The 21,155-nt window shown below is 76.2% G+C and carries 16 protein-coding genes; 9 read left to right on the top strand and 7 right to left on the bottom strand.

Going from position 1 to position 21,155, the window contains the following annotated elements; all coding sequences use genetic code 11:
* Nucleotides 1-12 precede the first annotated feature (12 nt).
* From KC207_RS05895 to KC207_RS05910, 4 genes are read left to right on the top strand one after another with little or no spacing between them, the layout of a single operon-like run.
* The gene (locus KC207_RS05895) at nt 13-1,191 is read left to right on the top strand and encodes a CbiQ family ECF transporter T component (RefSeq protein WP_211601988.1); all 1,179 of its coding nucleotides are present in this window, start codon (nt 13-15) and stop codon (nt 1,189-1,191) included.
* A complete protein-coding gene (locus KC207_RS05900) occupies nt 1,184-2,827 on the top strand; it encodes an ABC transporter ATP-binding protein (protein ID WP_211601989.1) in 1,644 nt (547 codons plus the stop codon). Before KC207_RS05895 ends, KC207_RS05900 begins: the two co-directional genes overlap by 8 nt.
* Nucleotides 2,824-3,657 (top strand): ECF transporter S component, encoded by an 834-nt coding sequence (locus tag KC207_RS05905; RefSeq protein WP_249138586.1) that lies wholly within the window; start codon nt 2,824-2,826, stop codon nt 3,655-3,657. Before KC207_RS05900 ends, KC207_RS05905 begins: the two co-directional genes overlap by 4 nt.
* On the top strand, nt 3,654-4,193 hold the full coding sequence (locus KC207_RS05910) for an NUDIX hydrolase family protein (protein WP_211601990.1): 540 nt from the start codon (nt 3,654-3,656) through the stop codon (nt 4,191-4,193). Before KC207_RS05905 ends, KC207_RS05910 begins: the two co-directional genes overlap by 4 nt.
* Before the next feature lie 42 nt (nt 4,194-4,235).
* Here the strand turns inward: KC207_RS05910 and KC207_RS05915 are convergent, their stop codons facing one another.
* From KC207_RS05915 to eccCa, 3 genes are all read right to left on the bottom strand, one after another.
* The gene (locus KC207_RS05915) at nt 4,236-4,943 is read right to left on the bottom strand and encodes a 4a-hydroxytetrahydrobiopterin dehydratase (RefSeq protein ID WP_211601991.1); all 708 of its coding nucleotides are present in this window, start codon (nt 4,941-4,943) and stop codon (nt 4,236-4,238) included.
* 271 nt (nt 4,944-5,214) lie between these two features.
* Nucleotides 5,215-5,967 (bottom strand): lysophospholipid acyltransferase family protein, encoded by a 753-nt coding sequence (locus KC207_RS05920; protein WP_211601992.1) that lies wholly within the window; start codon nt 5,965-5,967, stop codon nt 5,215-5,217.
* 16 nt (nt 5,968-5,983) lie between these two features.
* The gene (gene eccCa / locus KC207_RS05925; protein WP_211601993.1) at nt 5,984-9,976 is read right to left on the bottom strand and encodes a type VII secretion protein EccCa; all 3,993 of its coding nucleotides are present in this window, start codon (nt 9,974-9,976) and stop codon (nt 5,984-5,986) included.
* A 111-nt stretch (nt 9,977-10,087) separates the two neighbouring features.
* Here eccCa and KC207_RS05930 point away from each other — a divergent pair, with 111 nt between their 5' ends.
* Entirely contained in the window at nt 10,088-11,626 is a 1,539-nt protein-coding gene (locus tag KC207_RS05930; RefSeq protein WP_211601994.1) for a hypothetical protein, read from the top strand.
* Between the two features lie 37 nt (nt 11,627-11,663).
* On the opposite strand, the gene KC207_RS05935 is transcribed toward KC207_RS05930, so the two are convergent.
* From KC207_RS05935 to KC207_RS05950, 4 genes are all read right to left on the bottom strand, one after another.
* On the bottom strand, nt 11,664-13,160 hold the full coding sequence (locus tag KC207_RS05935) for a WXG100 family type VII secretion target (protein WP_211601995.1): 1,497 nt from the start codon (nt 13,158-13,160) through the stop codon (nt 11,664-11,666).
* A complete protein-coding gene (locus KC207_RS05940) occupies nt 13,160-13,612 on the bottom strand; it encodes a hypothetical protein (protein WP_211601996.1) in 453 nt (150 codons plus the stop codon). Before KC207_RS05940 ends, KC207_RS05935 begins: the two co-directional genes overlap by 1 nt.
* A 148-nt stretch (nt 13,613-13,760) precedes the next feature.
* A complete protein-coding gene (locus KC207_RS05945) occupies nt 13,761-14,051 on the bottom strand; it encodes a WXG100 family type VII secretion target (protein ID WP_211601997.1) in 291 nt (96 codons plus the stop codon).
* 26 nt (nt 14,052-14,077) lie between these two features.
* Nucleotides 14,078-14,395 (bottom strand): WXG100 family type VII secretion target, encoded by a 318-nt coding sequence (locus KC207_RS05950; RefSeq protein WP_211601998.1) that lies wholly within the window; start codon nt 14,393-14,395, stop codon nt 14,078-14,080.
* A gap of 220 nt (nt 14,396-14,615) precedes the next feature.
* On the opposite strand from KC207_RS05950, the gene eccD reads away from it, so the two are divergent.
* The 4 genes from eccD to valS are packed head-to-tail and all read left to right on the top strand — an operon-like array spanning nt 14,616 to nt 21,146.
* Nucleotides 14,616-15,947, top strand: a complete 1,332-nt coding sequence (eccD, locus tag KC207_RS05955) for a type VII secretion integral membrane protein EccD (RefSeq protein WP_211601999.1) — start codon at nt 14,616-14,618, stop codon at nt 15,945-15,947.
* Nucleotides 15,948-15,951: 4 nt separating this feature from the next.
* Nucleotides 15,952-17,283 carry a type VII secretion protein EccB gene (gene eccB / locus KC207_RS05960; protein WP_211602000.1) on the top strand — a complete coding sequence of 444 codons (1,332 nt, stop codon included), beginning with the start codon at nt 15,952-15,954 and terminating at the stop codon, nt 17,281-17,283.
* 23 nt (nt 17,284-17,306) lie between these two features.
* Complete coding sequence (locus KC207_RS05965; protein WP_211602001.1) at nt 17,307-18,473, top strand: S8 family serine peptidase; 1,167 nt, start codon at nt 17,307-17,309, stop codon at nt 18,471-18,473.
* 42 nt (nt 18,474-18,515) lie between these two features.
* Nucleotides 18,516-21,146 (top strand): valine--tRNA ligase, encoded by a 2,631-nt coding sequence (gene valS / locus KC207_RS05970; RefSeq protein ID WP_211602002.1) that lies wholly within the window; start codon nt 18,516-18,518, stop codon nt 21,144-21,146.
* Nucleotides 21,147-21,155: the final 9 nt, after the last annotated feature.

Raw genomic sequence — 21,155 nt, forward strand, 5'->3', positions numbered from 1 at the left:
GGTGAGCACGCCGTGAGCCGCGCGCTGCCCCGGAGCGTCCACCCCGCCGCCTGGTGGGCGTGGGCGCTCGGGCTCGCCGTGGCCGTGAGCACGACGACGAACCCGCTGGTGCTGCTCCTCGCCCTCGCCGTGGCGGCCCTCGTCGTCGCCGCTCGGCGCGGGTCCTCGCCGTGGGCCCGGGCCTTCCGGCTCTACCTGTGGCTCGGCCTGGCGATCGTCGTCCTGCGGGTCGTCCTCCATGTCGTCGTGGGGCTGAAGGTCGGCACGGTCCGGGTCCTGCCGCTCCCGGAGGCGACACTGCCGTCGTGGGCGGCCGGCATCCAGCTCGGTGGGGACGTGTACCTCGAGGGCCTGCTCGGTGCCGCGACCCTGGGGCTGCGGCTCGCGGTCATCATCGCGTGCATCGGGGCGGCCAACGCCCTGGCGAACCCCAAGCGCCTCCTGCGCACCCTTCCCGGGGCGCTCCACGAGGTGGGCGCAGCGGTCGTCGTGTCGGTCTCCGTCGCGCCACAGCTCGCGGAGTCGGTCGTCCGCGTGCGCCGGGCGCGGCGGCTGCGGGGCGACGACCGGCGCGGTATCCGGGCCGTCCCCGCCGTCGCGCTGCCCGTGCTCGAGGACACCCTGGAGCGCTCGCTCGTCCTCGCGGCGGCGATGGACTCCCGCGGGTACGGCCGGTCGGGGACCGCGCCCGCGACGACGCGCCTGGTGAGCGGCCTGCTCACCCTCGGCGGCCTCCTCGCCTGTGCGGTGGGGCTGTACGGCATCCTCGACGCGACGACGCCCGCGCTCATGGGCACCCCGGCGCTGGTCGCCGGGCTGGCTCTCTGCGGCGGCGGGCTGTGGCTCGGTGGCCGGCACGTCACCCGGACGACCTACCGTCCCGACCCCTGGCGCGGCCCGGAGTGGCTGACCCTCGCGTGCGGCGCGGCGGCGGCCGCGGCCGGGACCGTCGTCCTGCGGACCGACCCGGACGCCCTGTCGATGCCCCTCTCCCCGCTCGCCGTCCCCGACCTTCCCCTCCTCGCGGTCGCCGGGCTGCTCGTCGCGGCCCTGCCCGCGTTCCTCACCCCCGAGCCGCCGGCAGCCCCGTCCCGCCGGCCGGCGCGGGGCGCGGGGACGGCCCGGGCCGCCCGGGAGGCGCGGCCCTCGGCCCCGGCCCCCACCCCACGGAAGGAGACGGCCGGTGTCTGAGCCCGCCGTCCTCCTCGAGTCAGTGTCCGTCGTCCCGGCGGGTGCCGACCGGCCGGTGCTGCGCGACGTCGACCTCGCGGTCGAGGAGGGCGAGCTCGCGCTCGTCGTCGGCCGGACCGGCTCGGGCAAGTCGACCCTGCTCGGCGCGATGTGCGGCCGGGTGCCGCACTTCACCGGCGGGACGCTCCACGGGCGCGTCCTCGTCCGGGGTCGCGACACCCGGCAGCACCGGCCGCGGGACCTCGCCGACGTCGTCGGGGTCGTGGGGCAGGACCCGCTCGCCGGCTTCGTCACCGACACCGTCGAGGAGGAGCTGGCGTACGGGATGGAGCAGCTCGGACTGCCCTCCGCCACGATGCGCAAGCGGGTCGAGGAGACCCTGGACGTCCTCGGCATCCCCGAGCTGCGCCACGTGCCGCTGCGCGAGCTGTCCGGCGGCCAGCAGCAGCGGGTCGCGATCGGGTCCGTCCTCACCGCGCACCCGCGGCTCGTCCTGCTCGACGAGCCGACGTCGGCGCTGGACCCCACCGGGGCGGAGGAGGTCCTCGCGACGGTCACCCGCCTCGTCCACGACCTCGGTGTCACCGTCGTCGTCGCCGAGCACCGGGTCGAGCGCGTCCTGCACCACGCCGACCGCGTCGTCCACGTCTCCCCCGGCGGAGAGGTCCGGGCCGGCCTCCCCGCCGACGTCATGGAGTGGAGCGACATCGCGCCGCCCGTCGTCGAGCTCGGCCGCTGGGCGGGGTGGCGCCCGCTGCCGCTGTCGGTGCGCGACGCCCGCCGCGCCGCGGGCGACCTGCGGGACCGCCTCGACGGCGCGCCCGTCCCGACCGGCCGCGGCGCCGCCGGCGCCCCCGTCCTGCGGGCCCGTGACGTCGTCGTGCGCCACCCCGGGGACGTCGTCGCCGTCGCGGGCGTCGACGTCGACCTCCTGCCCGGTCAGGTCGCGGCCGTCATGGGGCGCAACGGGTCGGGCAAGTCCTCGCTGCTGTGGGCCCTCCAGGGCAGCGGCGCCCTCACGGCCGGGCGCGTCGAGGTGCTCGACTCCGAGGGTCGGTCGGTCCGCCCGGCCGACCTCTCGCCCGCCCGCCGTCGCTCCCGGGTGGGGCTGGTGCCGCAGACCGCGACCGACCTGCTCTACCTCGACACCGTCGGCGGCGAGTGCGCCCAGGCCGACGCCGAGAGCGACGCCCCCGGCGGGACGTGTGCCGCGCTCCTCGAGCGCTTCGCCCCCGGCATCCCCGACGGCCGCCACCCGCGTGACCTGTCCGAGGGCCAGAAGCTCTCGCTCGTCCTCGCGGTGCAGCTGACGGCGGACCCGCCCGTCCTCCTCCTCGACGAGCCGACCCGCGGCCTCGACCCCGGCGCCAAGGCGGCGCTCGCCGACACCCTCCACGACCTCGCCGGCCGGGGCCGGTCCGTGCTCGTCTCGACCCACGACGTCGAGTTCGTCGCCGAGTGCGCCGACCGGGTGCTCGTCATGGCGACCGGCGAGGTCGTCGCCGACGGGCCGACCGCCGACGTCGTCGTCTCCTCCCCCGCCTTCGCCCCGCAGGTCTCCAAGGTGCTGACGCCCGCGCCCTGGCTCACCGTCGGCGCCGTCCGCGACGCCGCGTCCCGGGCGGGGGCGTCGTGAGCGCCGATCGGGGACCGCGGCTGCGGGCCATCGAGCTGCGCCCCCGCTCGACGGCCGCCGTCGCGCTCGTGAGCGTCGCCGGGCTCGTCGCCTTCGGCTGGCCGCTGTTCGTCAGTCCCGAGTCGGGCCTCGCCCACGGCGGGGACGCCCCGCTCGTCTTCGCCCTCGTCCTGCCGCTGCTGCTCGCCGTCGTCCTCGCCGAGATCGCCGAGGGCGGCCTCGACGTCAAGGCCGTCGCGATGCTCGGCGTCCTGTCGGCGGTGGGCGCCGCGCTGCGTCCGCTCGGCGCCGGGACGGCCGGGCTCGAGACCGTCTTCTTCCTCCTCGTCCTCGGCGGACGGGTCTTCGGGCCGGGGTTCGGCTTCGTGCAGGGGGCGGTGACGCTCTTCGCCTCCGCCCTCATCACCGGCGGCGTCGGTCCGTGGCTGCCGTTCCAGATGCTCGGGGCGGCGTGGGTCGGCTGGGGCGCCGGACTACTGCCCCGGGCGTCCGGCCGACGCGAGGTCGCGCTGCTCGCCGGCTACGGGGCGCTGTCGGGGCTCGCCTACGGGCTGCTCCTCAACTTCTCGTTCTGGCCGTTCGCGACCGGCGGCGACGGACAGCTGTCCTTCGTGCCCGGCGCGCCGGTCGCCGAGAACCTCCACACCTTCCTCGTCTTCAGCGTGTCGACGAGCCTCGGCTGGGACCTCGGGCGGGCGCTGACGAACGTCGTGCTCATCACGGTGACCGCCCGACCGGTCCTCGGGGCGTTGCGGCGGGCGGCCCGGCGCGCCGCGTTCGACGCCCCGGTGACCTTCGAGGACCGGCCGTTGGCACAATCGCAGCCATGAGCCCCCTCGACCTGGACCGCGACCCCGCCTGGCTGAGCCGGGAGGAGCTCGACCAGGCCCGCGAGCGCCTGCCGATCCTGTACGTCGACGCGGTCCCCGTCCGGGTCGACGACCGCGGCGAGGTGACCCACGTCGGCATCCTCCTGCGGATCGACGACGGCGGGACGGTGTGCCGCGAGCTCGTCGGCGGCCGGGTGCTGCACCACGAGCGGGTGCGGGACGCCCTCATGCGTCATCTCGAGAAGGACCTCGGGCCGGTCGCCCTCCCCCGCGTGCCGGTGGCGCCGCAGCCGTTCACCGTCGCGGAGTACTTCCCGACGCCGGGCGTCACCCCCTTCCACGACCCGCGCCAGCACGCGGTGTCGCTCGCCTACGTCGTCCCGGTCGCCGGAGACTGCGCCCCGCAGAACGACGCCCTCGACCTCACCTGGCTCACCCCCGACGAGGCCCTCGACCCGGGGGTGCAGGCCGAGATGGACCGCGGTCACGGCGTGCTGCTGCGCCAGGCGCTCGCCCACCTGGGCCACCCCGTCTGACCGACCCCCCGTGCCCTCCGCGTCGTCGAGGGCGGCGCCGGGTCAGGCCTGGGCGGCGACCGAGGTGTCGGCGCAGAGCACCCCGCGGTTGCCCTCGGGGTCGGCGAGCACCGTGAGGCCCGGCGACCCGCTGTCGTCGACGACGATCCCGCCGGCGGCGAGGACCGCGGCGACCCGCGCCTCGACGACCTCCCGGGCGACGTAGACCTCGACGTGGACCCGCTGGCCGGTGGGCCCGCCGTCGGCGCCGTCGTCGAACCACAGGTTCGGCACCCTGGCGGTCGCGTCCCGGACCTCGTCGCCGGGGCTGCCCCGACCCTGGTCCTCCGGGTCGCCCGTGAGCAGGGCTGCCCACACCGGGGCGCACGTCGCCGAGGTCGTGACGTCGAGGCCGAGCTCGACCTCCGACACCGCCGCCGGGTCGGCGGCGAGGCCGTGCTCGGCGGCGATCCCGGTGATCGTCCGGGCGAGGTCGACGTCCTGCCGGGTCACCCACTCGACGACGTACTCGCTGCCCTCGTCGTCGCGGTACACGGCGTCGTCGCTCACGAGCTCGAGGTCGACGTGGCCGCGTCCGACGACGACCCGCGGGTGGTGCCCGACCGCGTCGCCGGCCGCCGCGACGTCCGCGACGAAGCGCGCGCCGGCCGTGAAGCCCTCGGTCAGGTAGCGGGCGTGCAGCCCCTGCGCCAGCTTGCGCCAGTCGGTGAGCCCCGCCCCGGCGATCTCCGTCCCCCTCAGCATGTCCATCCCGGGACCCTAGACCCGTCGGCCCCCGGCCGGTACCTCTTCCGGGGCCCGGCACGGACAGGGGGTGCTCACGAGAAGCACCGGATCCGGTGGAGACGCTCCGGATCCGGAGCGTTCCGCACGACCCCAGGTCGGAGCAGCGGCGGGAGGGTCGACCACGCCGTGGCGGGGTGGATGCTCCCCACCGGGCACCCGGGACGGGGGCGAGCACCGCCTCGGGGACGGGGCGACCACGGCCTCGGGGACGGGGCGACCACCGCCCCGGACCGCGTCAGCCGGTGAACTCGTCGCGGGTCCGCCGCATGTCGGCGGCGTCCCGCTCGTGCGCCTCCTCGGGCGTCGGCGCCGTGCCGCCGAGCCGCGCGGGGACCCACCGCAGGTCCTCGCCCGACAGTGCTGGGTAGGCCGCCTGCTGCCGGTCGAGCAGCGCCTGCATCGCCGCCCGGACCCGGGCCGTCGCGGCCGTGACGTCCTCGCGGCGCTCGACCGTGATCGGCTCGCCGACCGCGACGAGGACGGGGATGTTCGCCCTGCCCCGCTGCTTCGGCAGCTCCTTGGTCCACACCCGGTGCCCGCCCCAGATCGTCGTCGGCAGGATCGGCACGCCGGCCGCCTGGGCGAGCTTGACGGCGCCCGGCTTGAACTCCTTGAGCTCGAAGGAGCGGGACATCGTCGCCTCGGGGAAGACCCCGACGATCTCGCCGGCCCTGAGCGCCGTCAGGGCCTCCCGGAAGGCCTGGCCGCCGCTCGCCCGGTCGACGGGGATGTGCTTCATCCCGCGCATGAGCGGACCGGCGACGGGGTGCCCGAAGATCGACTTCTTCGCCATGAACCGGACGTACCGCCCGTGCTTGCGCGGCGGCAGCCCGCCGTACATGAAGTCCAGGTAGGAGGTGTGGTTGATCGCCATGACCGCCCCGCCGGTCCGCGGGACGTTCTCCCGCCCCTCGAGGGTGAACCGGGTGCCCTGGACGAAGAAGAGCGTGCGCGCCGCTCCGACGACGGTGCGGTACAGCGGGTCCATGAAGACAGCCTAGGGCTCAACCGTGCCGCGGCGGCTGCCACGCGGTCTGGAACACCTGGTCGCCGAGGTCGCGGGAGACGATCCGCGCCCGGCCGGGAGGCTGCACGGACGGCTTGACCCGGCCGATGAGCATGCCCTCGTCCGGGTTGCCGGACAGCAGGACACCCGGGGCGCCGAGGTCGCGGATCGTCTGGAGCACCGGCTCGTACATCCCGCGCGAGGCGCCACCGGTGCGCCGGGTGACGACGAGGTGCAGCCCGACGTCGCCCGCCTGGGCGAGGAGGGGCACGAGGGGCCGCAGCGGCGACCCCGACGAGGTGACGACGAGGTCGTAGTCGTCGACGAGGAAGAAGACCTCCGCGCCCTGCCACCAGGACCGCGCGCGCAGCTGCTCCGGGGTGACGTCCGGACCGGGCAGCCGGGTCCGGAGGAACTCCGCGACGCCCTCGACCGCCTCGGTCGTCTGCTCCTCGGTCGTGAGGTACTCCCCGACGTGCGCCTCGGGCAGCTCACCGAGCAGCCCGCGCCGGTAGTCGACGACGAACAGCTTGGCGTCGTCCGGGGCGTACAGCCGGGAGACCTCGTGCGCGACGGTCCGCAGGAAGCCGGTCTTGCCGCTGTCGCCGTCACCGAGCAGGTACAGGTGCGGGTCCTCGCGCAGGTCCAGGCCGATCGGCGCGAGGGCGGCCTCGTCGACGCCCAGGAGCAGCCGCCGGTCGTCCGGACCCGCGAGCCCGCGCACCGCATCGAGGTCGACCCGCTCGGGCAGCAGCCGCAGCTTCGGGCCCTCGGGGCCGGTCCAGGCGGCGCCGACGCGCGCGACGAGGTCCTCGACGCCGTCGCCGAGGTCCTGGACCTCGCCGCTGCCGTCGAGCCGGGGCACCGCGCCGAGGAAGTGGTGCCGGGTCATCGTCAGCCCGCGTCCCGGCCGCCCCTCGGGCACGTTGGCCGCGACCTTGCGGTCGATCTCGGAGTCCGTCGGGTCACCGAGCCGCAGCTCGACACGGGTGCCGAGGACGTCGCGGATCTGGTTGCGGAAGTCCATCGAGCGGGAGGTCGTGACGACGACGTGGACGCCGAAGGTCAGCCCCCTCCCCGCGAGCTCCATGATCACCGGCTCGAGCTCGTCGAAGTCCGAGCGCACCGTGGGCCACCCGTCGACGACGAGGAAGACGTCGCCGTACCCGTCGTCGACCCGGCCGGCCGCCCGCCGGCGACGGTAGGTCTCGATGGAGTCGACGCCGTGCGCCCGGAAGTAGGCCTCGCGGGCGTCGACGATGCCGGAGATCTCGGCGACGAGCCGGCGGACGACCTCGGGCTCGTTGCGGTTGGCGACACCGGCGACGTGCGGCAGCCCGGCCATCGGGGTGAAGGTGCCGCCGCCGAAGTCCAGGACGTACACCTGGCTCTCCAGCGGCGTCGTCGTGAGGGCGATCGAGGCGACGACCGTCCGTGCGAAGGTGCTGCGTCCGGACCGCGGCCCGCCGACGACGGCGACGTGCCCGGCCGCGCCCCCGAGCCGCAGCACGAAGAGCTCGCGCCGCTGCTCCAGCGGCCGGTCGACGAGACCCACGGGCAGGACGTAGTCGCCCTTCTCCCGCCAGGACCGGCTCACGAGACCGAGCTCGGGGTCGGCGGCGAGGTCGCCGAACATCCGGTCCATCGACAGCGGGACGTCGAGCGGCGGCAGCCAGACCTGGTGGGCCGGGCGTCCCTTCCCGGCCATCCGGCCGACGGCGATGTCGAAGACCGCCCGGGTCTCCTCGGGCTCGGGCCCACCCGACGGGGCGACCTCCTCGGCAGCACGTCGCCCGGCGGCCACCGGTGCGAGCGTGAAGGGCAGGATGTCGCTCGTCCGTCCCGGGCCCTCGCCGGAGGACGAGCCCGGGCCCGGACCCCGTCGGCGGCCCTTCGGCGGTCCCGACACGTACGCGGCCTTGAACTTCGTGAGCGTCGTCTGGTCCGGCTTGAGGTAGCCCAGGCCCGGCACCGGCGGCAGCTCGTAGGCGTCCGGGACGCCGATGACCGTCCGGGACTCCCCGGCGCTGAAGGTCCGCAGCCCGATCCGGTACGACAGGTGCGACTCCAGCCCCCGCAGACGCCCCTCCTCGAGCCGCTGCGAGGACAGCAGGAGGTGCATCGACAGCGACCGCCCGAGGCGGCCGATGGCGACGAAGAGGTCGGCGAACTCCGGCTTGGCCGCGAGCAGCTCGGAGAACTCGTCGGCGACGACGAGCAGGGCCGGCAGCGGCTCGAGGTCGGCGCCCTGGGCCCGGGCCTTCTCGTAGTCGGTGACGTTGGCGAAGTTGCCGGCCGAGCGCAGCAGCTCCTGGCGCCGGGTCATCTCGCCCTGGAGCGCGTCCTGCATCCGCTCGACGAGCGTCAGCTCCTGGCCGAGGTTGGTGATGACGGCCGAGACGTGGGGCATGTCGGCCATCCCGGCGAACGTCGCGCCGCCCTTGAAGTCGACGAGGACGAAGTTCAGCGACTCCGAGGAGTGCGTCATCGCGAGCGCGAGGACGAGCGTGCGCAGCAGCTCGGACTTGCCGGAGCCCGTGGCCCCGATGACGAGGCCGTGCGGCCCCATCCCCTGCTGCGCGGACTCCTTGATGTCGAGGGCGACCGGGCGGCCGGCCTCGTCGACGCCGATGGGGACCCGCAGGCGGTCGCGCTGCAGCCGGGGCCGCCAGGCGGTCTCGACGTCGAAGTCGCGGACGTCGCCGGTCCCCAGCAGGTCGACGAGCTCGGTCGAGGCGGACAGCGCGTCCCGGGCCTCCGGCTCGTCGGCGGTGTAGCGGGGCGCGAGCCGGCGGGCGGCGGCCTCGGCCCGGGTCGTCGACAGCTGGTCCGCGACGCCGTGGGCGACCCCTCGGGCGAGGCTGATGATCTCGAGCGGTGCCCGACCGGCGTGCGGCCCGGTCTCGGCCGGTGGCCCGACGGCCAGCCGCAGCGTCGTCCCGCCGTCGAGCTCGCCCCACTGCTCGGGGAGGTCGAGGACGGTGACGCCGAGCACGCCGTCGGCGGTGACGACGGGGTTGCCCGGCGGGACGTCACCGCCGTCGACGACGAGGAGGACGTGCGGCAGGGTCGGTCGGTCGGTCGGGCCGAACCGCGGGCGCTCGACGATCTCCTGCGGCAGGAGGGGCAGCAGGTCGTGGACGGACTCGCCGACGAGCCGGACGGGCCCCACGGCGTCGCGCTCGCGGGGGCTGAGGGCGTGCGGCAGCCACTTGAGCCACTCCCACTCCGCGCGGGCCTCGCGCGAGACGACCGCGGCGACGACGAGGTCCTCCGGGGCGTGCTGCATCGCCGCGGACAGCACGACGGACCGGGCGAGGGCCCGCGCCGGGGCCGCGTCCCCGGTGACCTCGACGTGCGGCCAGGCGCGCAGGGCCGCGGAGGCCGGGAGCCCGGGCTGCACCCGGTGGGTCGAGAGCAGCCGGTGCAGACCGGACGCGGCGACCGGGTCGAGCTGGGCGAGCGGCGCCGTCTCCGGCGGCACGAGGTCGAGGCAGAGCGGCTGGGCCGTCGTTCCCATCCGGACCTGGAGGAAGTCACCGTCCGACGGCGTCCGTTCCCACACCCGGGTGCCCTCGGCGGCCAGGAGCGGCAGCGTCGCGGGGTCGGGGTAGTCCCAGAGGGCCGCGGCCCGCTGCCGTCCGGCGGCGTCGCGGATCGTGGCGCGGACCTCCGCGAGGTAGGCGAGGTACTCCCGCCGGGCGGCGAGGACCTGCGCCGTGTGCTGCGAGCGCTGCCGCACCCCGGAGGCGAGGACGAAGCCGACGCTCGCGACGAGGAACATCCCCGCCGTGAACCAGGCCCGTGGACCGGTCTGGGAGAGGGCGACGAAGCCGATCGTCCCGAGCGAGCCGAGCATCGGGACGGCCTGCATGAGCAGGCCGCTCGCCCCCTCGGAGGGGGTGATCTCCGGCGGTGGCTGGAGCTCGAGCCGTCCGCTCGGCACCTCGGGCGCCTGCTCCCGTCCCCCCGCTCGCGCGGCCACCGACATCCTCGGTCCTCCCCTCGTCACGTCCGACGGTCGGGGACACGCTATCCCGTGGATACTGTCCTCACGGCGAGAGCCGCGCACCGGGGCCGCAGCCGAGGGGAGGGCCGAGCAGTGAGCACGACCCAGCAGCTGACGCTCGTCGCCGACGAGCGCCACTACGACCTCGTCGTGCCCGTCGGCACCCGCGTCACCGAGGTCCTCTCCGTCCTCGGGATCCCGTCCGCCGCCGGGACCGGGTCGGTCGCGACGGCCGCCGGCCACGTCTACGGCCCCCAGGACCGGATCGGCGAGGACCTGCCGCAGGGCTCGGTCCTCACCGTCGTGCGGACGACGACGCACCGGGTGCACCGCGACGTCGTGAGCCTGGACCGCTCGTCGTCCGCCGCGGGGGCCCGGCCCTCGGCACCGGCCTGGGCCGGGGGGTCGCGGCTGCAGGCGGACGAGGGGCCCGCCGTCAGCCTCGTCGACGACGCGACCCGCCGACGGTCGGACGACCCGGACGCGACGGTGAGCCGGGCGGAGCTACGCCGGGCGAGGACCGACCGCCGGGTGCGCGCCGCACGTCCACGCCCCCCGGGCGCCACGACCGCCGTCGTCACCGGCGCCGGCCTCGTCGTCGTGCTCGCCGGTGTCCTGGGCCTCGCCGCCGATCCCTCCGGCCTGCCGGCCCCGGTCCGCTGGACCGGGGCCGCCCTGCTCCTCGCCGCCGCGGTGGCGGTCGTCCTCCTCTCCCCCCGCGAGCGTGCGACGGCACCGGTCGCGCGCCTCGTCGCCGCGCCCGCGCTCGCGGCCGCCGGCGGCCTCCTCACGCCCCTCCCCGACTCCCCCGCGCGGGTCGCGGTGTCCGTCGTGCTCGCCTGTGCCCTCGCGGCCGTCGTCACGGCGGTCGCCTCCGCGGACGGGTCGCCGGCCTCCCGGGCCGAGCGCACCGCCACGGCGTGCCTCGCCGGGGTGGGCGTCCTCGTCGCCGCGTCCGTGCTGTGGGAGCGGCCCCCCGCCGCCGCGGCGGCCGTCGTCGTCGGCCTCGTCCCGGTCCTCCTGCGCGCGCTGCCCTCGGCGAGCCTCGACGTCGACCCGACGCAGCTGCTCGACACCGACCGGCTGTCGACGACGGTGTGGTCGGTGCGGGCCCCGCAGGACGGCCGACGCCGTCGGGTCACCGACCTCGACGTCCGTGACCGGGTCGCCCAGGCCCGTGCCGTCGTGTCGGCCGGCACCGTCTACCTCGCCGTCGCCGCCGCCGTGGCCGGTTGGGTCCTCGCCGTCACGCCGGCCCTGTCGACGCTCGCCCCGTGGTCGCGCTGGGTCGTGCTCGTCCTCGCGGCCGTCGCCCTCGGCTACCAGGCGCGCCAGGTCCGCGACCGCACCGCCCGCTTCGCGATGCTCGCCGCCGCCGGCTCGCTCGTCGTGAGCGCCGCGGTCGCGGTCCTCGGATGGGACCGCGGTCTGCTGTGGCCGACGGTCGCCCTGGGCGTCGTCCTCGGCGGCGTCGCGCTGCTCGCCTCGGTGGCCCTGGCGGGCGGCTGGACCTCGACGCGGATGTCCCGCTCGGCCGACCGGCTCGAGTCCTTCGCCGTCGTCACCGTGCTGCCCCTGGCGCTCGTCGCGGCCGGCGCCGTCGAGGCCCTGCGGCGGCTCACCTCCGGCTGACGCGACCGGACCGCTCCGGCCGCCGGGGAGGAGCCCGTCAGTCCCAGACGGGGGGCGACGCGTCGTCCTCGCCCTCGAACCACGTGCTCTCGTCCTCGTGGGTCAGTGCGTCGACGTCCTCGGGTCGGCCCTCGTCCCGTCCGCCCCGGCCACGGCCACCGGCCGCGCCCCCGGCGGCGACGGCGGAGCCGCGACCCGGGGTCTCCCCCGGCCGCGGGAGGCCGGACCGGCCGCCCGTGCGCGTCCCCGCGCCCCGGACCCCACCCCCGGAGCGGACACCGGCACCGCCGGACCTGGCCGCCCCCTGCTGGCCCGCCGCGAGCACCGAGCGGCCCGAGCCGCTCGCCGTCCCACCGGACCCGCCCGGGGCCCCGCCCCGGACCCCGGCGCTCGTCGAGCCGCGCGCGCCGGAGGCCGCCCCCCGGGCCGTCCCCTGCTGTCCCGGGACGAGGCCGGGTCGCGGACCGCCGGCCGCGCCGCGACCGCCGAGGATCCCGCCGACGCCGCCCCCGCCGCGCAGTGCCCGTCCCAGCAGACCGGCGCCACCGGCGACGGCGGCACCGCCGACCCCCGCGGCGCCGACCGACCCACCGGGACCGCCCGTGCCGGGCGAGGTGCCGGACGGGGTCACGCCGCCGCCCGCACCGCCCGGCGCCGTCGAGCCCGTGCTCGGGCCGTCGACGCCGAGCCCCACGGGGGGCTGGGCGACGGGGTCCGGCCCGGGCGTCGGGTCCGGGGACCACGGGGGCACGTGGCTTCCCGTCGGCCCGTCCCACCAGCCGACGGCCGGGACCGGCGACGAGGGGCCGGAGGACCCCGGAGGTCCGGACGGCGCGCCGGTCGGCGGCCGGTACCCGCCGGGGGTCGACCCGGACGGAGGGATCCCCCCGCCTCCGCCGCCCCCGGCGCCCCCACCGGCGTCGATGCCGGCCGGGTCGTACGGGGCCTCGACCGGCATCGTGCGCGCGGCCCCGGCCATCGACCCGGTGAACTCGGCGAGCGCCGTCGCGGCCGCACGCTCCCGCTGCTGCCGCAGGTCGGCGACCGCACGGTCGTAGCCCGCCGCGTCGAACACCGGACGCTCCTGGGCCGGGCTCGTCACGGGGCCGGACGGCGCCCGGACGGTGGTGTGGTCGGCGCGGTCGACCTCCGTCGACACCGCGGCGACCCGGGTCGAGTACGCGGACCGCGCCGTGTCGGCGGCCTCGGCCGCCTCGTCGAGCGACTTCCGGATCCGCTGCAGCTCCTCGGCGTGCCGGTCGAGCGAGCCCGCGAGCGCGGTGAGGCTCGCGTAGGCGTTCTCGGCCGCCGGGCCCTCCCACGGCTCGTCGGCGTGGCGCAGCGCGTTCACGACCCGGCGCACGCTCTGCGCCAGGCCCGTGACACCGTCCCCCGCGAGCTGCCAGTCCTTCGCGGTGTCGCGCACGAGCGGGCTGGAGAAGCCGAAGACCTTGTGCAGCTCCCGCTCCTTCGGCCCGGCGTCGGCCGGCAGCGCCGGGACCGCCGCGCCACCGTCCCCGGACGGGATGGCCATCAGGCGTCCCCTCGCGCGTCGTCGGTGAGCGCGTCGCGCTCGGCGGCGCCCTCGCGCATCTCGTCCCCCTGCTCGGCCCGCGCGTGCCGGCGGTCGCTGTGGAACCCCTCGCCCGCGCTCCACCGGGGCGCGATGGCGGCGAAGGTGTCGGCGGCGAGGTCGTCCCGCTCCCGCATCGCACCCGCAGCCGCGGCGAGGGCGGCCCCCGCCTCGACGAGGTCCTCGCGGATCCCCCGGAGGGTCTCCTCGTAGGCCAGCGCCGCGGCCTCGTACACCTGCGCGTACGCCCGCGCGGGCGCGGCGTCGCCGAAGGTCGAGGTCGCCGTGAGGCTGGAGCGCACCCGGGTCACCTCGGTGTGCGCGGACTCGCGCCACTGCTCGCGGTGGTCCGCGGCCAACGTCCGCAGGACCGGCGGGTAGCTGAACCCGCCCTCACCCTTGTCGAGAGCCACTGCTCGTCCCTCCTCCCGGTCGGCCCGGGCGCCACGGGCCCCTCGTCGGGGCCCCGCTGGACGCGGCCCGTGCCGGCACCCTCGTCGGGTACCGGCACGGCCGCACTGCCTGTCGGGGCCTGCGGCCCCTCGTGCCCGTCGGAGGCGCTCAGCCCCACATGTTCGTGTTGCGCAGCTCCCCGGCGAGGTAGTCCTCCTTGGACTGCACGACGGCGAGGCGGACGTCCTCGAGGAGCGCCCGGCACTCCTCGATCTGCTTGTCCCACTCCTGCTTGGCGTGCCGGTACGCCTCCTGGGTCGTGCCCTCCCAGTCCGTGACGTACGGCTTGAGGTCGCCCTCCATCGTCGTCAGCCGGCTCTCGATGTCCGCCAGGCCCTTCTTCATGTCCTGGACCATCGCGTCGATGCCGGCTCCGCCGACCTTGATCCCGTCGCTCATCGCGTCGTCTCCCTCGTGTGTGGTGGTCAGCTCTTGCCGAGCATGCTCGAGTACTTGGACAGGTTCGACGCCACGTTGCTGTCGTCGGCGTCGTACTGGCGCTGCGCGCCGGTGAGGTTGGCCTCGAAGTTCTCGAGGGCGTCGACGATGTCCTGGGTCTGGATCCGCCACGCCTCGCTCACCGAGTGGAAGCTGCGCGCGCCCTGACCCTCCCAGTGGGCCCGGACGGCGTCCATCTGGCCCTGGAGCTTCTTGACCTCGGTCGTGAGGTCGCCCCGTGCCTGCCCGACGATGTCGGCGCTCTTCTTGACGACGCCGGCGCCTGCCCTGAACTGCTCTGCCATGACTGTCCTTCCCTCGTGCGATCGGACCTCGCGGTCGCTGTGACTGTCCCCCCGGGGGGCCGTGCCTCGGACCCGGGCCGTACCGCCCCTCGTCCTGCCCCGGACACTACGGTCGCAGACGGATCGCGCCAATGGGGAGAACTCCCCGCAACTGCCCCGTCTATGCTCGTCGCGGTCGGGTCCACGCCGCCGTCGGCGGCCGTCGGAGGGGAGCACTGTCGTGAGCGGGAGCAACGCCACCGCGTCGCTCGTGCGCGTCTCGGTGTCCTCGGGGACCCGACGTGCGGACCTCGGTGTGCCCGGGGGCATCCCGGTCGTCGAGATCCTCCCGGAGCTGGCCCGGGAGCTCGGCGTCCTCGACCCCGAGCACGCGACCCACGGGTTCCGGCTCGTCGCCGGCGGGGGCACCGTGCTCGACCCCGACCGCAGCCTCGCCGCCCAGGGGGTCCTCGACGGCGCGATGCTCTCGCTCGAGGTGCTCGACCCGAGCACGACGAAGGTCTACGACGACGTCGTCGAGGCCGTGGCGGACGTCGTCGAGACCCAGTTCTCGCCGTGGACCGCCCGGCACAGCGCCGGGACGGCCGTCGGGGCCGCGACCGTGTTCTTCCTCTGCGCCGCGTGGGCGCTCTTCACCGCCCGCGACGCCGGGGCCCTCGTCACCGCGGTGGCGGCCGGCGTCGCCGTCCTCCTCCTCGGCGCGGCCGCGCTGCTGCACCAGCGGACGCAGCACGGGGGTGCCCTCGCCCTCGGCGCGACGTCCCTCGTCTTCGCGGCGGTCGCCGGGGCGGCGGTGTCCCCCGACCGGCCGCTGTGGGGAGAGGGGCTGCTCTGGTGCGGCGGCGCCGTCGTCGTCGGCGGTCTCCTCGGGGCCCTCGCGGTCCCGGCGCACCGGCTCGTGCTCGGTGCCGGCGCGGTCGTCGGCCTCGGCGGGGTCGTCCTCGGCGCCCTCGGGGGCCCGCTGGGAGTGGACCTCACGACGGTCGCGGCGGCCGTCTTCGTCGTCGCCGTCGTCCTCGGCAACGTCCTCCCATGGGCCGGGCTCACCTCGAGCCGGCTCACGAGCCGCGCCCCGCGCACCGAGGCCGAGATCGAGGCCGACGTCCCCGCCGTCGACCGCGACGACGTCCGGGCCCGGGTGGCCGCCGGCCACGACGTCATGGTGGCCGTCTCGCTCGCGACCGGAGGGGTCGCCCTCCTCACGACGCCGCAGCTCGCGGCCTCCGGGGTCCCCGGGACGGCGCTCGTCGTCGCGGGCGCCGCCGCGACGCTCCTGCGGACCCGGCACAGCCGCACCCGCACCTCGGTCGTCCTCGCCATGGCGACCGGCGTCGGCCTGCTCGCCCTCGCCGCCGTCGTCGCCGCCCTCGCCCACCCGGGCTGGCGCCCGGTGCTCGCCGTCGTCCTCGGCACCGCCGGCGCCGTCGTCGTGACCCTCGCGGTGCTCGCTCCGCGCAGCCGCGTCCGCCTCGGCCGGGTCGCCGACGCCCTCGACGGCGTCGCGCTCGTCGCGCTCGTCCCGCTCGCCGCCGCCACCGTCGGGGTGGTCTGACCCCGTGGCGACGAAGAAGGACCTCGTCGAGGCCCAGTCGTTCAGCAGGCGACGGCTCACGACGGCGTTCGTCAGCGGCGCGCCGGGGGGCCGCGAGGTCGAGCCCGACCGGCCGCTGCGGGCCGTGGTCGGCGGCGTCGCCCTGTCGGTCGTCCTCGTCCTCGGGAGCATGGCGTTCGGCTGGCTGCGCTCGTCCCTGCCCGACGACTGGGGCGACAACCGGCTCGTCATCGCCGAGGACAGCGGTGCGCGCTACGTGTCGGTGAACGAGGTGCTCCACCCCGTCGTGAACACGACGAGCGCCCGGCTGCTCATCCCCGCCGACGAGTTCGAGGTCCTCGCCGTCCCGGACGAGGAGCTCGCGGACATCCGACCGGGACCGACGCTCGGCATCCTCGGCGCCCCGGACTCCCTCACCCCCCGGGACCGGCTCGTCGGCACCGGGTGGGTCTCCTGCCTCGGGGCGTCCGAGACGGTGACCACCACCATCGGGCCGGGAGGCGCGGCCACCCCCGCCGCGGGCCGGGCCGTCCTCGTGACCTCGGGCGAGGAGACCTTCGTCCTCGCCGACGGACGCCGCTACCCGGTCGCGCAGGACGACCTGTCCGCGGTGTCGGTCGCGCTCCGGCTCGACGGCCGACCGGCCGTCCCCGCCCCCGCCGCCTGGCTCAACCTCTTCCCCGAGGGCAGCCCCCTCGCGCCGCTGCGCATCGAGGACCTCGGCGCTCCCCTGCCGGGTCTGCCGTCCGGGGCGGCCGTCGGCTCGGTGCTGCGGCTCGACTCCGACGGGCGCCGCTACGTCGTGACGCCGGAGGGCGACCTCGAGCTGCTCCCGGAGGTCGCCCTCGCGATGTACGGGCTGGGCTCCGGGGCCTCCGGGACGGAGATCCCGGTCGAGGCCGCCCAGATCGCCCGGCTCGAGGTCCGCTCCCCCGAGCTCGCGCCGACGGACTGGCCGCAGGCCCTCCCGAGCGGCCTGGAGTCCGCCCCCTGCGCGACGCTCGTCGCCGCGGCGGGCGAGCCGCCCGAGGTCGCCCTCACGACCGTCACCGACGACCCTCCCGCCACCGACCGGGGACGGACGACCGTCGACACCGGCTACGGCGCCCTGGTCCGGTCCGTCACCGGCGCGGCGCTCTCCGACGGCCCGGTCTACGCCGTCGACCAGACCGCCACGGCGTACGCGGTCGAGGGGGCCGACACCGAGGTCCTCGCGCGTCTGGGCTACCGGACCGACGACGTCGTCCCCGTCCCGCAGGCGTGGACCGAGCTCTTCCGCTCCGGTCCCGCGCTCGGTGTCGACGCGGCCCGGACCGTCGTGTCCGGCGGCTCGTGAGCGCCCGCCGGACCGTCGCTCGGGTGCTGCTCGCCGGCGCCGTCGCGGGCGTCGTCACCGTCCCGGGTCCGGCCGTCGGCGCCGACTCCTGCGAGGAGGGGCGCACCCGGTACGTCGCGGACACCCCGGCGGGTCTCGTGCGCCTCGGGGCCTCGCAGGCGTGGCCGCTCGCCACCGGCGCCGGGACGACCGTCGCGGTCCTGGACTCCGGCGTCGCGGACGCCAACGCCCACTTCCCCGACGGGTCCGTCCTCCCGGGGCGCTCCTTCGTCGGGGGGTCGGCGACCGAGGACGTGCGCCTCCACGGGACCGCCGTCGCCGGGGTCGTCGCGGCCCGCCCGGTCGAGGGGTCGGGCGTCGTCGGGCTGGCCCGCGGGGCGAGCGTCCTGCCCGTCAAGGTCGTCGCCGACGACACCCGTGAGGGCCCGGACGCCGACGCCGGGGTGCTCGCCGAGGCCATTGCGTACGCCGCCGACGAGGGGGCCGAGGTCATCGTCGTCGCGTTGAGCACGTTCGTCGACGACGCGCGCCTGCGGGACGCGACGGCCGCCGCGCTGCGGAGCGGGTCGCTCGTCGTCGCGTCCGCCGGCAACCGGGCGTCCAAGGACGACCCCGCGACCGGTGTCCGCTACCCCGCCGGCTATCCCGGGGTGCTCGGCGTGGCCGCCACCGACGACGGTGACCGCGTCGCGGAGAACGCCGTCCGTGGTCCGCACGTCGACCTCGCGGCTCCCGGCGTCGAGGTGCTCACGACGTACGGCGCCTGGGGCGACTGCTACCTGAGCGCCGACGCCGGCTCCTCGAGCTACGCGACGGGGTACGTCGCCGCGGCCGCCGCGCTCGTCGCGCAGCGCTACCCCGGTGCGGGGCCGCGCGGCTGGGCCCACCGTCTCGAGGCGACGGCCGCCCGGGCCCGCCGGGACGCCCGCGACGACGTCGTCGGCTGGGGGGTCGTCCAGCCGGTCGCCGCCCTCACGGCTGTGCTCGACGGCTCGCTCGCCGGACCGCCGCCGCCGGGGTCGAGCCCCGCACCGAGCGAGGAGGCACCCGTGGAGCGGCTCGCCGTCACGCAGGTCCCCGACCCCGGCGCGGCGGACCGTCGGCGGGTCACGTGGGTCGCCGTCGGGGCCACCGGACTGCTGCTCGCCCTCGCCCTGCTGCGCCTCGGGCGGACGCGCCGCGGGGGCTGAACCCGGGTGAGCCGCACGGTCCGCTTCTGGGACACTGTGGCCATGACCGACCACTCCTCACCGTCCACCCCTGCCGCCCTCCCGGAGCGGCCCTCCCTCGAGGGCCTGGAGGAGAAGTGGGGCGCGGTATGGCAGGAGCAGGACACGTACGCGTTCGACCGCGAGGCGGCCCTCGCCGGGCCCCGCGAGGCCGTCTTCGCGATCGACACCCCGCCGCCGACCGCGAGCGGGTCGCTGCACATGGGACACGTCTTCAGCTACACCCACACCGACTGCATGGCGCGGTACAAGCGGATGGCGGGCTTCAACGTCTTCTACCCGATCGGCTGGGACGACAACGGCCTGCCGACCGAGAAGCGCGTCCAGAACTACTACGGCGTGCGGGGTGACGCCTCGCTGCCCTACGACCCGGGCTTCGAGCCGCCGCACCGTGGGGACGCGAAGAGCACGAAGGCCGCCGACGAGCGGCCGATCTCGCGGCAGAACTTCATCGAGCTGTGCGACGAGCTGACCGTCGAGGACGAGAAGGCCTTCGAGTCCCTCTTCCGCCGGATCGGGCACAGCTACGACTGGTCGATCGGCTACCGGACGATCGACGACCACTCGCGTGCGACGTCGCAGCAGGCGTTCCTGCGCAACGTCCGCCGCGGCGAGGCCTACCAGGCCGAGGCTCCGGGGCTGTGGGACATCACGTTCCAGACCGCCGTCGCCCAGGCCGAGCTCGAGGCCCGCGACTACCCGGGCGCCTACCACCGGGTCGCCTTCCACGGCGCCGACGGCCCGGTCCACATCGAGACGACCCGCCCGGAGCTCATCCCGAGCGTCGTGGCCCTCATCGCCCATCCCGACGACGAGCGGTACCGGCCGCTGTTCGGCCGGGCGGTCCGCTCGCCGCTGTTCGACGTCGAGGTGCCCGTGCTCGCGCACCCCGCCGCCGAGATGGACAAGGGCGCCGGCATCGCGATGTGCTGCACCTTCGGTGACCTCACCGACGTCATGTGGTGGCGCGAGCTGCGGCTGCCGACCCGCTCGCTCGTCACCCGCACCGGGCGTCTGCAGCGCGAGGTGCCGGAGTGGCTCGCCGGCTCCCCCGGCGAGGCCCTCTACCGGGACGAGGTCGCCGGCAAGACCGCGTTCGGCGCCCGCGAGGCGATCGTCGGGGCGCTGCGGGCCTCCGGTGACCTCGACGGCGAGCCGGCCGCGACCCAGCGCAAGGCGAACTTCTACGAGCGCGGCGAGAAGCCGCTCGAGATCGTCACGACCCGCCAGTGGTACATCCGCAACGGCGGGCGCGAGGCCGACCTCAACGCCGCCCTCATCGCGCGCGGGCAGGAGGTCGACTTCCACCCCGGCTTCATGCGCTCGCGGTACACGAACTGGGTCCAGGGCCTCAACGGTGACTGGCTCGTCTCGCGCCAGCGCTTCTTCGGCGTCCCGATCCCCGTCTGGTACCCCGTCGACGCCGACGGCGAGCCGGACTGGGACACCCCGATCCTCCCCGAGGAGTCGGCCCTGCCGGTCGACCCCGCGGCGAACCCGCCCGCCGGGTACACCGAGGACCAGCGCGGCGAGCCCGGCGGCTTCGTCGGCGACCCCGACGTCCTCGACACGTGGGCGACGTCCTCGCTCACCCCCCAGATCGCGGGCGGCTGGCGCAACGCCGACGGCACCGGCAGCGAGGCCCTCTTCGAGAAGGTCTTCCCGATGGACGTGCGTCCCCAGGGCCACGACATCATCCGGACCTGGCTGTTCTCGACCGTCGTCCGCGCCCACTTCGAGCACGGCAGCGTGCCGTGGACGAACAGCGCGATCTCCGGCTGGATCCTCGACCCGGACCGCAAGAAGATGAGCAAGTCCAAGGGCAACGTCGTCACGCCCGAGGACCTGCTGCGCGAGCACTCCGCCGACGCCGTCCGCTACTGGTCGGCGAGCGGCCGGCTCGGCACGGACGCGGCCTATGACGTCGCCCAGATCAAGGTCGGCCGGCGCCTCGCGATCAAGATCCTCAACGCGAGCAAGTTCGCCCTGTCCTTCGGCCCCGTCGAGGGCGACCTCGCCGCTCAGGTCACCGACCCCCTCGACCTGTCCGTCCTCGCCCGGCTGCGGGACGTCGTCGAGCGCGCCACCGCGGGCTTCGAGGCGTGGGACCACACCCGCGCCCTCGAGGCGACGGAGTCGTTCTTCTGGTCCTTCTGCGACGACTACCTCGAGCTCGTCAAGGACCGCGCCTACGGGTCCCGCGGCGAGGAGGCCGCAGCCTCCGCCCGCGCCACCCTGCGGCTCACCCTCGACGTCGTGCTCCGGCTCTTCGCGCCGATGCTCCCGTACGTCACCGAGGAGGTCTGGAGCTGGACCCACGACGGGTCGGTGCACCGGGCGTCCTGGCCGGGCGTCGACGAGGTGCCGGCCGGCGGCGACCCGGCCGTGCTCGGCTCCGTCGGCGGCGCTCTCGCGGCGGTCCGCAAGGCCAAGTCCGAGGCGAAGGTCGGGATGCGCGCCGAGGTGCCGACGATGACCCTGCTCGCGCCGGCCGCCGCGCAGGACCACGTGCGGCTCGCCGAGGCCGACCTGCGCGCCGCGGGCCGGCTCACGGGGACCCTCGACTACGCCGACGGCGAGGACATCACCGCGCGCGACGTCGAGCTCGTGCCGGTGGCCAAGCCCACCCGCTGACGCAGGGAC

The sequence above is a fragment of the Phycicoccus avicenniae genome (genome assembly GCF_018139485.1).
In the GTDB taxonomy this organism is placed as follows: Bacteria; Actinomycetota; Actinomycetes; order Actinomycetales; family Dermatophilaceae; genus Phycicoccus; species Phycicoccus avicenniae.

Bases quoted from the DNA above. Each gene is read 5' to 3' on its own strand.
- KC207_RS05920 (WP_211601992.1), bottom strand. From the start codon at position 5,967: ATGGACCCGCTGTACCGCACCGTCGTCGGAGCGGCGCGCACGCTCTTC.
- KC207_RS05950 (WP_211601998.1), bottom strand. From the start codon at position 14,395: ATGGCAGAGCAGTTCAGGGCAGGCGCCGGCGTCGTCAAGAAGAGCGCC.
- eccCa (WP_211601993.1), bottom strand. From the start codon at position 9,976: ATGTCGGTGGCCGCGCGAGCGGGGGGACGGGAGCAGGCGCCCGAGGTG.
- valS (WP_211602002.1), top strand. From the start codon at position 18,516: ATGACCGACCACTCCTCACCGTCCACCCCTGCCGCCCTCCCGGAGCGG.
- KC207_RS05945 (WP_211601997.1), bottom strand. From the start codon at position 14,051: ATGAGCGACGGGATCAAGGTCGGCGGAGCCGGCATCGACGCGATGGTC.
- KC207_RS05910 (WP_211601990.1), top strand. From the start codon at position 3,654: ATGAGCCCCCTCGACCTGGACCGCGACCCCGCCTGGCTGAGCCGGGAG.
- KC207_RS05935 (WP_211601995.1), bottom strand. From the start codon at position 13,160: ATGGCCATCCCGTCCGGGGACGGTGGCGCGGCGGTCCCGGCGCTGCCG.
- KC207_RS05915 (WP_211601991.1), bottom strand. From the start codon at position 4,943: ATGGACATGCTGAGGGGGACGGAGATCGCCGGGGCGGGGCTCACCGAC.